Raw genomic sequence first — 15,213 nt, 5'->3', positions numbered from 1 at the left:
TGGGTGGGTAGAAGAGTCCGGGATCTTCCCGATCTGTACATCCTTGGGTACGCGGCCGAAACGGGTCGCGGACAAGGAGAGTTCGGTGGAGAAGCACGACGGCCGCGACACGGGGGAGGTCCGGTTCGACGACCCCTGGTATGACGCGCTCGCCTCCGGCTGGGGCGAGTTGGACGGCACGGGGGCGCCCGCGCCCGTCGTCCCGCCCGCGCGCCAGGGGCAGGGAGGCTCCATGGGCGGCACGGCCGAGGTCTATCTGAAGGTGCAGCGCAGCGCGGCCTTCCAGGAGGTGCGCGGCCGGTACCGGAGGTTCGTGGTGCCGGCCTTCGCCGTGTTCTTCACCTGGTACGTCGGCTACGTGGTGACCGCCACGGCGGCGCCCGGGTTCATGGCCCGGTCGGTCGCGGGCGCGGTCAATGTGGGCATGGTGGCGGGACTCGGGCAGTTCCTCACCACGTTCCTGCTCACCTGGGCGTACGCGCGCCACGCACGGCTGCGCCGGGACCGAGCCGCGCTCGAACTGCGATGGGACACGCAGGAGTTGACGCGCAATGTCAGAGGGGCCGAGCGGTGACCGGCAATCATCAGACGCTGGCGCTGGTGCTGTTCAGCGCATTCGTGGCGGTCACACTGGCGATCACGACCTGGGTGAGCCGCAATCGGCACGGTTCGGCCGAGGAGTTCTACGCCGGAGGGCGACTGTTCTCATCAATGGAGAATGGTTTTGCCATTTCTGGTGACTATATGTCGGCGGCGTCCTTCCTCGGGGTCACAGGGCTCATCGCGCTCTATGGCTACGACGGTCTGCTGTACGTCGTGGGATTCTTCGTCGCCTGGCTCGTCGTCCTCTTCCTCGTCGCCGAACTGGTGCGCAACTGCGGGCGGTTCACCCTCGCCGATGTCGTCGCGGCGCGGATGAGCGAGCGCCCCGTAAGGATCGCTGCGGGGACGGCTTCGGTGACGGTGTCCGTCCTGTACCTGGTGGCGCAGATGGTGGGCGCGGGCAGCCTGGTCGCGCTGCTGCTCGGAGGGACGAGCGACGCGGCGCGGAACTGGACGGTGATCGGCGTCGGCGCACTCATGGTGATCTATGTGTCGCTGGGCGGGATGCGGGCCACGACGTGGATCCAGATCGTCAAGGCGGTCCTGCTGATGGGCGGCGCCGTCGCGCTGACCGTGCTCGTCCTGGTGCGCTTCCACGGGGACTTCAACCAGCTGCTGCTGTCGGCCGCCGGACGCAGCGGGCACGGCGACGCGTTTCTCGTGCCCGGTCTGAAGTACGGCGGGGACTGGACGGCGCGTCTCGACTTCATCAGCCTGGGCCTCGCGCTGGTGCTCGGCACGGCCGGTCTGCCGCACATCCTGTCGCGCTTCTACACCGTGCCGACCGCGCGGGCCGCCCGGCGCTCGGTGGTCTGGGCGATCGGACTCATCGGGGGCTTCTACCTGATGACGATCGTGCTGGGCTTCGGCGCGGCGGCGATCGTCGGACCGACGGCGGTGAGGGAGTCGAACGCGGCAGGGAACACGGCGGTTCCGCTCCTCGCGCTCGATCTGGGCGGCGGACCCGATTCGACAGGCGGAACGGTGCTGTTCGCGGTCGTGGCGGCCGTTGCCTTCGCCACGATCCTCGCGGTCGTCGCCGGCATCACCCTGGCGTCCTCCGCGTCCGTGGCGCACGACCTGTACGCCTCGCTGCGACGCCGGCATGCGAAGGTACGCAGCGAGGTCGCGGTGGCACGTGCGGCGGCGGTGGGCATCGGAGTCGTCGCGATCGCGCTCGGACTGGTGGCCCGCGACCTGAACGTGGCGTTCCTGGTGGGCCTCGCCTTCGCCGTCGCCGCGTCCGCGAACCTGCCGGTGTTGCTGTACTCGCTGTTCTGGCGGAGCTTCACGACCCGCGGCGCGGTGTGGGCCGTATACGGCGGGCTGGTGCCCGCGTTGGCGCTCGTGCTGCTGTCGCCGGTGGTGTCGGGCAGCCCCGACTCCCTGTTCCCTGGCGTGGACTTCCAGTACTTCCCGCTGCAGAATCCCGGCCTGGTGTCGATCCCGCTCGGCTTCCTCTCGGGCTGGCTGGGGACGGTCACCTCGGTGGAGCCGCCGGACGAGGCCAAGCACGCGGAGACCGAGGTGCGGTCCCTGACGGGTGCCGGGGCGGTCTGAGGGCACCGCGCACCCCGGGCGACGTGAACCACAGCGAGGCGAACGGCTCCCGGACTCCCGGGACAGAGGCGTGTGGCGCCGCAGGTCTCCAGCGGCGTACCCCCGCGCCCGCAGACTCCGCCGCGCGCCGCCAGGGGTGTGTGCGGGCGACGCGCACGGGACACCCCTCAGGGCGCCACCCACGCGTACCGATGTTCGGGGCGTCCGGTGTCGCCGTACCTGAGGGACAGGCGCAGGCGGCCCGCCTGTTCGAGGTGGCGCAGGTAGCGCTGGGCGGTGGAGCGGCTGAGGCCTGTCTCGGCGGCCACCTCATGGGCCGACAACGGTTGGTGCGCACGGTGCAGCACACCGCAGATCAGGTCGGTGGTGGGCTCCGAGTGGCCTCTGGGCAGCCCCGGCGACGTCGGCGTGGGCGCGGTGCGCAGGGCGCCGAAGATCCGGTCGACCTGCTCCTGACCTGCCACGCCACGCCCGCCGACGCGGTCGACGGTGCGCCGCAGGGCCGCGTACGAGTCGAGACGCGTGCGCAGTGCGGCGAAGGTGAACGGTTTGACCAGATAGTGCAGGGCGCCCAGTCGCATCGCGGCCCGTACGGTCACCACGTCGCTCGCCGCGGTGATCATGATGACGTCGGTGCCGTGACCCCGTTCGCGCATGTGGTGGACGAGTTCGAGGCCCGTCTGGTCGGGCAGATAGTGGTCGAGCAGGACCAGGTCGACGGGCGCGCGCTCCACGGCGGCCAGAGCCTGGGCAGCGCTGTGCGCGCGGGCGGCCACCCGGAATCCGGGAACCTTCCCCACGTACCTCGCGTTGATCTCAGCGACGCGGAAGTCGTCGTCCACGACCAGGACGTCAATCATCGGGCCTCTTTCTCTCAAGGCCTGGCGAGCGTTAAGCCCGTGTTTCGGCTCCGCTGTTGTAGCGCGAGCAAAACGAGCACAACAGACTCTTGCAAGCAGAAGTAGGCCTTGCGCCCAGAAGACTGATGCTGTGGCCCGCACCACATCTACCGTCCCGGCCCATGAGCGCAGACACCGGCCCCGCGATCGAGCTACGGGGCGCGAGCAAGATCTTCAAGACCCCGTCAGGGGGACTGCACACAGCGGTCAGGGAGTTGGACCTGACGATCGGGCGTGGCGAGTTCGTCGCCGTCGTCGGTCCCACGGGCTGTGGGAAGTCGACCACGCTGACCCTGGTGAGCGGCCTCGAGGAGCCCACCGAGGGCGAGGTCCTGGTGGCGGGCGCGCCGGTCGAGGGTGTCGGGGACAAGGTCGGTTTCGTCTTCCAGCAGGACGCCACCTTCCCGTGGCGTACGGTCCTGTCGAACGTCATGGCGGGCCCGCGGTTTCGTGGGGTGCCCAAGGCGGAGGCGAAGCGACGGGCCCGCGAATGGCTGGCCAGGGTCGGGCTCGCGGCCTTCGAGGACCGCTATCCGCACCAGCTCTCCGGAGGCCAGCGCAAGCGTGTCGCGCTCGCCGCGACCTTCGTCAACGACCCCGAGATCCTGCTGATGGACGAGCCCTTCTCGGCGCTCGACGTGCAGACCAGGGCCCTGATGTCGGACGAACTGCTGGAGCTGTGGGAGGGCACGGGCGCCTCGGTCGTCTTCGTCACCCACGACCTGGAGGAGTCCATCGCGCTGGCCGACAAGGTCGTCGTGATGACGGCGGGCCCGGCCACCGTGAAGCAGATCTTCGAGATCGATCTGCCACGGCCCCGAAAGGTCGAAGCGGTACGCCTGGAGCCGCGGTTCATCGAGATCTACCGCGAGATCTGGCAGTCGCTCGGCGAAGAGGTCCGCATCACGCGCGAGAGGGGTGCGGCCGATGTCTCCTGACGTCATCCCCGAGGCCGTCGTCGCGCCGGCCGACAGCGAACCCGTCAAGCCGGGGCGTGCCCACTCACGGGCCCGGGCCGCACGCCGACGCAGAATGATCGTCGCCGCGGCCCGTGCGGTGCTTCTGGTCGCAGTGCTCGGCCTGTGGGAGGTGTTCGCGCGGGCCGAGATCATCGACCCGTTCAACTTCTCCATGCCGTCGAAGATCTGGGACCAGATCTACACCTGGACCACCCACGGGACCGCACTGGGTTCGCTCGGCGAGCAGATCTGGTTCACGCTCCACGAGGCGCTGCTCGGCTGGGTCATCGGCGTGGTGTCCGGTGTGGTCTTCGGTATCGCGCTGGGGCGTGTCACCTTCCTCGCCGATGTCCTCGGTCCCTACATCAAGGTGCTCAACTCCATACCGAGGATCGTGCTGGCGCCGATCTTCGTGATCTGGTTCGGGCTCGGCCCGGCCTCCAAGGTCGCGTCCGCCGTGGTCCTGGTGTTCTTCCCGGTCTTCTTCAACGCGTTCCAGGGGGCCCGCGAGGTCGACCGCAACCTCGTCGCCAACGCGCGCATCCTCGGCGCGAGCGACCGCCGGGTGACGCTTCAGGTCGTCATTCCGTCCGCCACCTCATGGATCTTCACCAGCCTCCACGTCAGCTTCGGCTTCGCCCTCATCGGTGCGATCGTCGGGGAGTACATCGGCGCGACCAGGGGCATCGGTCTGCTCGTCGCGCAGTCCCAGGGCACCTTCAACGCGGCCGGGGTGTACGCCGCGATGGTCATCCTCGCCGTGGTCGCGCTGCTGGCCGAGGGACTGCTCACCTTCGCCGAGCGCCGCATCTTCCGCTGGAAGCCGTCGGAGTCCGAGAGCTGACCGACCCGGGGCCCGGGCACCCGCACCGCCCGGTCGTGGTTCCCACCCGGAGGGCGCACTCTGCGCCCGACCCCCTCTCCCGGAAGCCCCGTCGTTCCCTCCGACACCCCTCTTCAGGACGCCGGTTCCCGGCTCAACGCCTTCTCCAGGTTGCCCGGTCCCGGTCCAACGCCCTCTCCAGGACGCCCGGTCCCGGCTCAACGCCCCCTCCTGGACGCCCGTTCCGCCCGCACCGCCCTCTCACAAGGACGTGACCCATCATGCGCAAGACCGCCAGATACTCCGCGCTGGCAGCCGCCGGTCTGCTCGCCCTCTCCTCGCTCACCGCCTGTGCCAACGACGCGGCCTCATCCACCGCCGACAGCGGCAGCGACGGAGGCGGCGGCAAGGGTGAACACGTCAAGATCATGGTCGGCGGCCTCGACAAGGTCATCTACCTGCCGGCGATGCTCACCCAGCGGCTCGGCTACTTCGACGCCGAGGGGCTTGACGTCGAACTCCTCAGCGAGCCGGCCGGTGTGCAGGCGGAGACCGCGCTCGTCTCCGGTCAGGTGCAGGGGGCCGTCGGCTTCTACGACCACACGCTCGACCTGCAGACCAAGGGCAAGTCCGTGGAGTCCGTCGTGCAGTTCTCGCACGCGCCCGGAGAAGTGGAGCTGGTCTCCGCCAAGCGCGCGGACGACATCACGTCGCCCAAGGACTTCAAGGGCAAGAAGCTCGGCATCACCGGGCTCGGTTCCTCCACCGACTTCCTCACCAAGTACCTGGCAGTCAAGAACGGTGTGAAGGTCAGCGACTTCTCGCCGGTCGCCGTCGGCGCCGGACCGACCTTCATCTCCGCGCTCCAGAAGGGCGCGATCGACGGTGGTATGACGACGGACCCGACGGTCACCACGGTCCTGCAGAAGGGCCTGGGCAAGGTCCTCATCGACATGCGGACGCCGAGGGGTTCGGCGGAGGCGTTCGGCGGCCCGTATCCCTCGTCCAGCCTCTACATGCAGACGGACTGGGTGAACGGCCACAAGGAGACGGTCCAGAAGCTGGCCAACGCCTTCGTGAAGACTCTCGCGTGGATGGCCTCGCACAGCGCGTCCGAGATCGCCGCCAAGATGCCCGCCGACTACTCACAGGGCGCCAAGACGCTCTACGCCGCCGCCATCCAGAGCACGCTGCCGATGTTCACCAAGGACGGGGTGATGCCCGAGAACGGCCCCGAGACCGTCGAGAAGGTGCTCAAGGCGTTCAACCCCAACATCAAGAACGCCAAGGTGGACCTCGGCAAAACCTTCACCACGGAGTTCGTGAAGAAGGCCGCCGGCTGAACAGTCCGCACCGCGTGCGCCGTCCACCGTGCGTACGGCTGCTTCCCCCGCAGCCGTACGCACGGTGGGGCACGACCTCTCGCCCCCGCCTGCTGAGCCGTGCACTCACCCGCGGGTCGCCCAGACGTAGCGATGCTCCGGGCGGCCCGCGTCGCCGTACCTGAGGGTCAGCCGGGCCCGTCCCGTCCGCTCCAGGAGCTTCAGGTAGCGCTGGGCGGTCTGCCGGCTCAGCCCGGTCTCCTCGGCGATCTCCAGGGCGGACAGCGGCCCCTCGGCGTCCACCAGGGCACGGCGGACGAGCTCGGCCGTCGTGGGGGAGTGCCCTTTGGGCAGGTTCGGTTCGGCGGTCGCCGACAGGGCGCCGAAGATCCGGTCCACCTGGGCCTGTTCGGCCTCGCCCCCGCCGTCGAGGGTACGGCGGAGATCCGCGTACGCCTCCAGCTTCGCGCGCAGGCCCGCGAAGGCGAACGGCTTGACCAGGTACTGCAGCGCGCCCTGCCGCATGGCCGCCTGCACGGTCGAGACGTCGCGGGCCGCCGTCACCATGATGACGTCGGTCTGATGACCGCGACGCCGCATCTCCCGGACGACCGTGAGGCCCGTCTCGTCGGGCAGGTAGTGGTCCAGGAGAACCAGGTCCAGGCGCGGCAGTGTCTCCATGAGACGCATCGCCTCGGTGGCGCTGTGCGCCTCGCCCGCGACCCGGAAGCCGGGCACCTTCGTGACGTAGGCGGCGTTGACCCGCGCGACCCGGGTGTCGTCGTCCACGACCAGCACCTCGATCATCGCGAGCCCTCCTCGGCCGCCGTGGGGGCGGTGGGTTCCGCCGGCAGGTCGGCCTCCGTGAGCGCCTCCGGCAGGACGACCGTGAACTCCGCGCCCCCGCCGCTCGCCTCGGACACCTCCGCGCTGCCGCCCTGCCGTTCGGCGAACCGGCTCACCAGGGAGAGACCGATCCCGCGCTTGCCGTGCGCCGGCGGCTTCTTGGTGGACCACCCGTCCGTGAAGATCAGCTCCCGCCGCTCCGCCGGAATGCCCGGCCCGGTGTCCCGCACGCGCAGCACGGCCGTACGCCCCTGGACCCGCAGTTCGACCTCCACGCGCGCGTGCGACGTACCGGCCACGGCGTCGAGCGCGTTGTCGACGAGATTCCCGACGACGGTGACCAGTCCGCGCGGGTCGACCAGCCGGTCGGGCAGCAGGGTCCCGTCCGAGATCCACAGGGCCACTCCGCGCTCGGCGGCGACGGTGGCCTTGCCCACCAACAGGGCGGCGAGAAGCGGATCGTGGACCTTCTCGGTGACCTGTTCCGCGGTGATCCGGTGGTCGCCGACCACCTCGCCGACGAACTCCACGGCGTCGTCGTACATCTCCAGTTCGAGCAGTCCCAGCAGCGTGTGCATCCGGTTGGCGTGCTCGTGGTCCTGGGCCCGCAGGGCGTCGATCAGGCCGTGCGTGGAGTCGAGTTCACGGCCGAGCTGCTCCAGTTCGGTGCGGTCGCGCAGGGTGGCCACGGCGCCGCCGTCGTCGGTCGGCATCCGGTTGGCGACCAGGACGCGCTGCCCGCGCACGGTCAGCAGATCCGTGCCGGTGACCCGTCCCGCCAGCACGTCGGTCGTACGGCCCGGCCCGAGCACGTCGTCGAGCGGCCCGCCGATGGCCGCCGCGTCGAGCCCGAGCAGCCGCTGGGCCTCGTCGTTCAGGAGGCGTACCCGGCCCGTCCGGTCCAGGGCGACGACGCCCTCCCGGATGCCGTGCAACATCGCCTCACGTTCCGCGAGCAGCGCCGAGATGTCGGAGAAGGCCAGGTCACGGGTCTGCCGCTGCACCCGGCGGGAGAGCAGATACGCGGCGAAGGCACCGACGGCCAGGGCCCCGCCCGCGTAGGCGAAGAGGCCCGGGATGGCGTGGATCAGCCGGCTGCGCACACTGTCGTACTTGATGCCGACCGAGACGGCGCCGACGATGTGTCCATGGAGGCGCAGCGGCACCTTGCCGCGCGCCGAGCGCCCCAGTGTGCCGCTGTCGATCTGCATGACGTCCTTGCCGGCGAGGGCCCGGCGGGGGTCGGTGGAGACGACTCCGCCGATCTGGGTGATGTCCTTGTGGGACCAGCGCACGCCGTTCGTGTTCATCACCACCACGTACTCGGCCCCGCTGGCCCGGCGGATCCGCTCGGCGGCGGTCTGCACGGGCCCGTTCACGGAGGGCAGCGAGGTCTGCAGGTCCTCGGCGATGCGCGGCTGGGCCGCCGTGGTCTGCGCGATCGCGAGCGCGCGGCGCATGGCCTGGTCGTCGAGCTGCGCGCTCAGCGGGGCGAGGAACAGCCCGGTCGCGAGGACGGCGACTCCGGCGGCGATCGCCACCTGCATCAGAAGCACCTGCGAGAACACCCGCCGCGGCAGACGGAGGCGCAGTCGTCGTGCACGGGGAGTGGAGCTCATACCCATGACCGTACGGGGGAGGGCGCTCGCTGCCGTAGGGGGTGTGGTGTGGATCTCCCGAACGGTGTGCGAGCGGTGGTGGCGGGCGCCGCGGCGCGGGGCTTGTCTCACGCCGGCGCAGGGCTCGCCTCAAGGGGCGCAAGGGGCCCCATGTGTGGATCGGCGGTGCGCGGAGCCGGGGGCGCGGAGGTCCGCCCCAGTGGCCGGCGCTGGAGAACCGCGGTCAGCAGGCGATCGGGATCGGCGTACGGGGCAGCTCCCGCACGGCCACCACGTCCATGCGGGCCGGGGAACCGAGCGCCGAGCCGCAGCTCTCGGGGCGAGGCGGCAGCGAGGCGCCCTGCGCGACGATGACACGCCACACGCGGCCGTCGGTGTGGGCGACGGTCACCTCCCAGCGCGGTGCCGTCCCGTGCGTGCGCAGCACGCGGAAGGCGTCCGCCGCGTGCTCTCCGGTGGCCGTGCGCACGGCCAGCTCGGCCGCCTGTCCCGGCCGCTCCCAGGCGGAACCGCCCCGACAGCCCTCGGTGACGATGCGCCCCTCCCGGACGCCCTGGAGGACCTCCTTGACGGAGTGGGCCGCGGCCCGTCCGTACGCGTAGCCGTAGGGCAGGACGAGCAGGGTGGGCGAGAAACGGTGACCACCCAGATGAGTGACCTCCCACGCGCCCTCCACCCCGGAGGCCGCGAGCTCGGCGGCGAGAGGCCGGCCCAGGAGGGCGCAGCAACGGTCGCGCTTGCCGTTGGTGCAGACGAGCGCGAGCGGATCGCCCCGGTGCGGACGGCCCCGCAGCACCGTGTCGAAGGTGCCCGGATCACCCGTGCCGAGCGCGGTGAAGTCCAGGTCGAGCAGTTGCTCGGGCGTGCGGGTCGTGGCGCTGTGCAGCCATGTGTGTCCGGGAGTGGTGTGGGCCGCGTACACCTGGCGCTCGGCGGGTGTACCGCAGTCGGCGTGCCGTCCGGGGCGCCGGATGAGCGCGATCCGTACGCCGGTGCCCTCGGCCGCCGCTTCGAGGGCACGCCCGAGCTCGGGGTCCAGGTGGCTCGATGTGAGCGCCTTGGCGCCCCAGGGTCCGGACTGCTCGAGCAGCAGCCATGTCCTCGCGGTCGCCGCGGTCCCCGCGAGGGGTTCGTCGAAGTCGCGGGACGCGGTCGTGCACGTACTCACAGAGGTGAGCCTAACCTGACTTCGGTCAGGGCGACTTCCGACCTTGGGCCAGGCTGATCTCCGGTCGTACGGCCAGGGGCGCACTCTCGGCGCATTCGGCGCGCGGAGGGGCTTCAGGGGGCGCACTACGGGAGCGGTTGAGGTGGCCGCGCTCCCACGTAGTGACCGCTGGGACGCATGCGCAGCGGCCGTTCCCCGTACTCCTCCAGGGTGTGGGCGATCCACCCCGCGGTCCGGGCGACGGCGAAGACCGTCTCCGGGGCGGAGGCGGACATGCCGGAGGAGACCGAGAGCACGGCCAGCGCGAGATCGACGTTGGCGTGCAGCGGGGTGTGGCGGGCGGTGGTGGTCACGATGTCCCGTGCCGCGGCGAGGGCCGGTGCCGCGCCGGGCACCTCCTCCAGGAGGGCGAACAGGGCACGCGCGCGGGGGTCCTCGCCGGAGTAGAGCCGGTGGCCGAGACCGGGGACGCGGCGCCCGGCCCGCAGTTCGTCGGCGACCACCGGTGCCGCGGTGCCCTGGTCCAGTACGTCGAGGAGCAGCCGGTGGGCGAGGCCGCCGGCGGCGCCGTGCAGGGGCCCTTCGAGCACGCCCAGGCCCGCGGACACGGCGGCGTACGGGTGCGCCCGGGCCGACGCGGCGACCCGTACCGCGAGCGTCGAGGCGGCCAGGTCGTGGTCGACGAGCAGACCGAGTGCCGCGTCCAGTACCCGCAGTGACGCCGCGTCAGGTGTCCGGCCGGTGAGGCGCGGCCACAGGCGGTGGGCCAGAGGGCCCTCGTCGCGGTGGTCGTGCCGCTTCGGGGGGAGGGCGGCGACGAGGGTGGGGATGAGGGTGCGCGCGGTGCCGAGGACGGCGCTCTCCGACAGGTCGAAGCGCAGCGGATCGGCGGCCGAGGCGGCGATCGCGGCGACGCGCAGCCGGTCCGTCGGGCCGCTGTGTTCGGGCAGCGCGTCGACGGCGTGGCGGGCGGCGGCGACGGTCGCCTCCGGAGCGGTGAACCTGATGCCGGGGCGCAGCTGTCCGGTCCACAGCCATTCGGCGATCTCTTCGTAGGAGTGCCGTGCGGCCAGTTCGGTCGCGTCGACACCGCGGTAGTAGTACCGGTCCTCGTCGATCAAGGTGGTGCGGGTGCGTACGGACAGCTCGCCGCCCGCGCTCGGACTCCCGCTGGAATCGCGCCTGTTGCGTCGAGCGAGCGCCTCCACCTCCGCGGCGTCGAAGGTGCTGCCCCGGCCGCCGGCGTCCCGTCGGCTGCTGAGCTGGCCGCGGCTCACGTACGCGTACACGGTCTCGGCCTTCACGCCGAGCAGGTCGGCGGTCTCCCTGGTGCTGAGCCGTCGGCCCGCGTGCGCCGGTGCTCCCGGTTCCTGATCCATGGACGCCACCGTATCCATGGATCGATACATTGATGCGATCAATGTTGACAGAGATCCAGTCAAGAGTGGACAGTCGAATCAAGTTCAGGGAGGAACGCATGCCGAACAACCGGGCCGCCACCGCCACCGCCGCCCCTGTCGACATACCGCGAGGACTCGCGGGCGTCGTCGTCACCGAGACCGCACTGGGTGACGTCAGAGGACTGGAGGGCTTCTACCACTACCGTCAGTACTCGGCCGTCGAACTCGCGCGGACCCGCGGCTTCGAGGACGTCTGGCATCTGCTGGTGCACGGTGAACTGCCGGACGCGGCCGGCGGTGCCGCCTTCGCCGCGCGGACCGCGGCTCTGCGCCGGCTGCCGGACCGGGTGCGTGCCGCGCTGCCCGCGATCGCGGCGGCGACCGGACCGTCCGGACCGCTCGCGGGCCTGCGGACCGCGTTGTCGCTGCTCGGCGCGGCTTCGGGGTTCCGGCCCGTCTACGACATCGACGCGGACCGGCGGCGCGCGGACACGCTGGCCGCGTGCGCGGCCGTGCCGACGCTGCTCACCGCGCTGTACCGGCTCGGGCGGGGACTGGAGCCGGTGGAGCCGCGCGAGGACCTTCCGTACGCGGCGAACTACCTGTACATGCTCACGGGATCGGAGCCGGACGCGGCCCGGACGCGGGCGGTCGAGCAGTACTTGATCTCCACCATCGACCACGGATTCAACGCGTCGACATTCACGGCGCGGGTGATCGCGTCGACGGGTGCGGACGTGGCGGCCTGTCTGGTGGGCGCCGTGGGGGCGCTGTCGGGGCCGCTGCACGGCGGCGCGCCGAGCCGCGCGCTGGACACTCTCGACGCGATCGGCACCGCCGACCGCATCGACCCGTGGATCCGCGCACGGGTCCTCGCGGGTGAGCGCATCATGGGCTTCGGTCACGCCGTCTACCGCACCGAGGACCCGCGCTCCCGGATGCTGCGTGACATCGCGCAGGGATTCGGCGGCTCCCTGGTCGACTTCGCCGTCGAGGTCGAACACCAGGTGGAAGCGATCCTGGCCGAGCTCAAGCCCGGCCGCGAACTCCACACCAACGTCGAGTTCTACGCGGGCGTGGTCAAGGAACTGTGCGGTCTCCCGCGCGAGATGTTCACCCCCACCTTCGCGGCGGGCAGGGTCGTCGGCTGGAGCGCCAACATCCTGGAACAGGCGCAGGACTCGAAGATCATCCGTCCGGCCGCGCGGTATGTGGGGCCGGTGCCGCCGGTGGCGGTTCCCCAAGCGGTCTGAGGGTGCGTGAGGCGCCCTGAGCGCATTGGGGCGTGAGGTCCGGCGAGCGCATTGCGTGAGGTCCGGCACCGGTCCGGTTTCGGACCTCACGAAGGAGTGGTCGAGCGCTACCGGGCGCGGTGAGCGCCGGTGTGCCCGGAGCGGCCCAGTGCATCAAGGTTCGTGCACGGGGCGAAGGCTGTTGGTGTTCGCACGGGCCTGCTGGGGCGCCGCGTCCGGAGATCGAGCCTCAACGGGGTGACCGGGGTGTTGGCCTCAACGGTTGACGGAGCAGTCCATGCCGCGGTCCTACGGCTGCGTCATTTATCGGGAATGTCGGCCTTGGCGCGTACCAGTGTTTCTCTGCTGACGATCACGATGCGCTCGTAGTCGGCGCGAGCGGCGTCGGAGGGGAGCTCGTTGTCGAGGGCCGCCGTGGCCTCGGTTCCGATGACGGCGAAATTGCCGTCGCTGAGCTCGAAGATGTCCGGGCACGAATCGCCGGACATGCTGCCTCTCTCGCGTGGGGACGCGCCGATGCGACGAACGATTTTCAAGATCCCTGCCCTCGTGTCTAGAACGCCGATGGACCCCGGGTCCTCACGTCTCGACGGCTGAGGGCGGGGCCAGAATAGCGGCATTATTGCCGAGGGTCCGCTCGTTGATGGCCTCGGGTGCCCCCTTGTCCGTTTGGTTGACTGATTGGTTGACCGGGTCGCCAGAAGGGGCGAGACGGATCAACTTCGTTCACTCGGTGGGTGGTTCGCCGACCACCCACCATTCCTCCGTGTCGGCCTCGTCCAGATCGAGGATGAGACGGTCCACCATTCGGCCTACTCGTGCTTCCGTCGAGTTGCCCTCGAGGCTTGCCCGATGCGGGCGGTGGGCGTCCCAGTAGGCGCGAAAGATCGGGTTCTGGCAGAACATCCGGAGGTGGCCGTGGAGCTCCTCCCAGGTGACCACCTCGACGCGGTAGGCGAGAAGGGCGTTGGTGTACATGGCGTTCGCGAAGAGATACTGGCGCTGCCGGGTGGGTGAATCCACCTGGACGGTGCTGTACACCGCTGCCAGATCCGCGTCGTCCATGGCCTTGCTCAGCAGGTAGTGCTGGGCGCGCTGTTGGTCGAGCATGGCGTTCTGCCGGGCTCCCCGCTCCACCTCCGCGACCCGCAGGCGCAGTTCTTCGTAGCGTTGTCGTCGGGTGGCGAAGACGGCGAGGGCCCCCGCCGCGAAGGCGAGCCCCGCGACGGCCGCGGAACCCCACCCCTGTACCCCGAATTTCTGTGTGGCCATGTCAACCCCCGAATCAGGCGACCGTTCCGCCGGTCGTCGGTTGTGGGGCGACAGGGAGCGGACCGGCGAGCGGTGGGCGGCGCGCTTGCCGCCTCCCAGTCTTGCCGAGCGGCTCTGATCGGCGGGGAGGCGGAGAGGAGGCGCACGGAGGGAAGTGAGGGTTGCGCGTCCCGGCGCCATGCCCAACGTGTGCCCCGCGAGCGCCGCTAACAATCGTTCACTTCGGGGCGATTCCTCCCGCTCGTATCCTGGGACGACAGCCATTCCCCGTACGAGCGCCGGTCCACGAGCCGCCCTCGTCGAAGAGCCGGTTCACGAGCCGGCGCACGCGTCGGTGTGAAAGAGGTCGCCCGTTGAGCCAGCCCAGCCCGCAGCAGGTCCCGTTCGCGCCGGACGGGCGGCCGCCGGCCGGTGACCCGCAGGTACCCGTCATCGTCCTCGCGGGTTTCCTCGGCTCCGGCAAGACCACCCTGCTCAACCACCTCCTGCACCACAGCGGAGGCAGTCGCATCGGCGCCGTGGTCAACGACTTCGGGGCGATCGAGATCGACGCGATGGCGGTCGCCGGAGCGCTCGGGGACTCCACCGTGTCGCTCGGGAACGGATGCCTGTGCTGCGCCGTCGACGCCGGTGAGCTCGACGACTATCTGGAGCGGCTCACCCGGCCCTCGGCCCGCATCGATGTCATCGTCGTCGAGGCGAGCGGTCTCGCCGAGCCCCAGGAACTCGTGCGGATGGTGCTCGCCAGCGAGAATCCCCGGATCGTCTACGGCGGACTCGTCGAGGTCGTCGACGCGGCCGAGTTCGACCTTACGCGTGAGAAGCATCCCGAGATCGACCGGCATCTCGCCCTCGCCGACCTCGTGGTCGTCAACAAGGTCGACCGCGCCGACGACGGGGAGCGGGTGCTGCGCACCGTACGGGACCTCGTGGACCACGCCGCCGTCGTGGCCGCCGCCTACGGCCGGGTCGACCCCGAGTTCCTCTTCGACCGCAGGCCGAGCGAGGACCGCGTCGGCCAGCTCTCCTTCGACGACCTCCACGCGCACGGCGACGAGGAGGCCGACCCCACGGACCACGGCGGTCACGCCGGTCATCTGCACGCGGCCTACGAATCCCTCTCCTTCACCTCCGAAGTGCCCCTCTCCCCAAGGCGGTTGATGGAGTTCCTCGACAGCAGGCCCGAGGGGCTCTACCGCATCAAGGGGTACGTCGACTTCGGCGCCCACGACCGCCGCAACCGCTACGCCGTGCACGCGGTCGGGCCGTTCCTGCGGTTCCGCCCGGAGCCCTGGGCCGACGGCCCGGAGCCCCGGGGCGCTGCCGGCGAACGCCGCACCCAGCTCGTACTGATCGGCTCCGGCATCGACACCACCGCCCTGGGCAAGGAACTGGCGGCGTGCGAAGAGGACACCCCGCACGCCGACGAGCACAGCATGTGGGGCGTCCTGCGCTACGTACAGGAGCAGAGCCCGGAGGGCTGAACCGG

The 15,213-nt window shown here is 70.7% G+C and carries 14 protein-coding genes; 7 read left to right on the top strand and 7 right to left on the bottom strand.

Annotation, left to right across the window (positions count from 1 at the left end; genetic code table 11):
- Positions 1-85: 85 nt before the first annotated feature.
- Both OG199_RS12890 and OG199_RS12885 read left to right on the top strand, forming a co-directional pair.
- The gene (locus OG199_RS12890) at positions 86-574 is read left to right on the top strand and encodes a DUF485 domain-containing protein (protein WP_356800243.1); all 489 of its coding nucleotides are present in this window, start codon (positions 86-88) and stop codon (positions 572-574) included.
- Positions 571-2,163 carry a cation acetate symporter gene (locus OG199_RS12885; RefSeq protein ID WP_405829585.1) on the top strand — a complete coding sequence of 531 codons (1,593 nt, stop codon included), beginning with the start codon at positions 571-573 and terminating at the stop codon, positions 2,161-2,163. The genes OG199_RS12890 and OG199_RS12885 overlap by 4 nt, the downstream gene beginning before the upstream one ends.
- A gap of 167 nt (positions 2,164-2,330) precedes the next feature.
- Here the strand turns inward: OG199_RS12885 and OG199_RS12880 are convergent, their stop codons facing one another.
- Positions 2,331-3,023, bottom strand: coding sequence for a response regulator (locus OG199_RS12880; RefSeq protein ID WP_356800245.1), 693 nt, complete (start codon positions 3,021-3,023; stop codon positions 2,331-2,333).
- A 161-nt stretch (positions 3,024-3,184) separates the two neighbouring features.
- On the opposite strand from OG199_RS12880, the gene OG199_RS12875 reads away from it, so the two are divergent.
- The 3 genes from OG199_RS12875 (at position 3,185) to OG199_RS12865 (ending at position 6,187) form a co-directional block, all read left to right on the top strand.
- Positions 3,185-4,000, top strand: a complete 816-nt coding sequence (locus OG199_RS12875; protein ID WP_405829583.1) for an ABC transporter ATP-binding protein — start codon at positions 3,185-3,187, stop codon at positions 3,998-4,000.
- A complete protein-coding gene (locus OG199_RS12870) occupies positions 3,990-4,865 on the top strand; it encodes an ABC transporter permease (RefSeq protein ID WP_405829581.1) in 876 nt (291 codons plus the stop codon). The genes OG199_RS12875 and OG199_RS12870 overlap by 11 nt, the downstream gene beginning before the upstream one ends.
- A 260-nt stretch (positions 4,866-5,125) precedes the next feature.
- Positions 5,126-6,187 carry an ABC transporter substrate-binding protein gene (locus OG199_RS12865; RefSeq protein WP_405829580.1) on the top strand — a complete coding sequence of 354 codons (1,062 nt, stop codon included), beginning with the start codon at positions 5,126-5,128 and terminating at the stop codon, positions 6,185-6,187.
- A gap of 105 nt (positions 6,188-6,292) precedes the next feature.
- Here the strand turns inward: OG199_RS12865 and OG199_RS12860 are convergent, their stop codons facing one another.
- From OG199_RS12860 to OG199_RS12845, 4 genes are all read right to left on the bottom strand, one after another.
- The gene (locus OG199_RS12860) at positions 6,293-6,973 is read right to left on the bottom strand and encodes a response regulator (RefSeq protein ID WP_356800249.1); all 681 of its coding nucleotides are present in this window, start codon (positions 6,971-6,973) and stop codon (positions 6,293-6,295) included.
- Positions 6,970-8,631 carry a sensor histidine kinase gene (locus OG199_RS12855; RefSeq protein ID WP_356800250.1) on the bottom strand — a complete coding sequence of 554 codons (1,662 nt, stop codon included), beginning with the start codon at positions 8,629-8,631 and terminating at the stop codon, positions 6,970-6,972. Before OG199_RS12855 ends, OG199_RS12860 begins: the two co-directional genes overlap by 4 nt.
- A gap of 223 nt (positions 8,632-8,854) precedes the next feature.
- Complete coding sequence (locus OG199_RS12850; protein ID WP_356800251.1) at positions 8,855-9,799, bottom strand: sucrase ferredoxin; 945 nt, start codon at positions 9,797-9,799, stop codon at positions 8,855-8,857.
- A gap of 125 nt (positions 9,800-9,924) precedes the next feature.
- On the bottom strand, positions 9,925-11,178 hold the full coding sequence (locus OG199_RS12845) for a citrate synthase (RefSeq protein WP_405829578.1): 1,254 nt from the start codon (positions 11,176-11,178) through the stop codon (positions 9,925-9,927).
- Between the two features lie 98 nt (positions 11,179-11,276).
- Here OG199_RS12845 and OG199_RS12840 point away from each other — a divergent pair, with 98 nt between their 5' ends.
- Entirely contained in the window at positions 11,277-12,452 is a 1,176-nt protein-coding gene (locus tag OG199_RS12840; RefSeq protein WP_405829576.1) for a citrate synthase/methylcitrate synthase, read from the top strand.
- 299 nt (positions 12,453-12,751) lie between these two features.
- Here OG199_RS12840 and OG199_RS12835 read toward each other — a convergent pair whose 3' ends face one another.
- Positions 12,752-12,988: a hypothetical protein gene (locus OG199_RS12835; protein ID WP_266702119.1), complete on the bottom strand. Its 237-nt coding sequence runs from the start codon at positions 12,986-12,988 to the stop codon at positions 12,752-12,754.
- A gap of 190 nt (positions 12,989-13,178) precedes the next feature.
- Complete coding sequence (locus OG199_RS12830) at positions 13,179-13,724, bottom strand: DUF6082 family protein (RefSeq protein ID WP_356800254.1); 546 nt, start codon at positions 13,722-13,724, stop codon at positions 13,179-13,181.
- A 353-nt stretch (positions 13,725-14,077) separates the two neighbouring features.
- On the opposite strand from OG199_RS12830, the gene OG199_RS12825 reads away from it, so the two are divergent.
- Positions 14,078-15,208 (top strand): CobW family GTP-binding protein, encoded by a 1,131-nt coding sequence (locus OG199_RS12825; protein ID WP_405829574.1) that lies wholly within the window; start codon positions 14,078-14,080, stop codon positions 15,206-15,208.
- Positions 15,209-15,213: the final 5 nt, after the last annotated feature.

The sequence above is a fragment of the Streptomyces sp. NBC_01176 genome, assembly GCF_045039825.1.
Lineage (GTDB): Bacteria > Actinomycetota > Actinomycetes > Streptomycetales > Streptomycetaceae > Streptomyces.
This window is presented reverse-complemented; position numbering and strand designations above follow the sequence as displayed.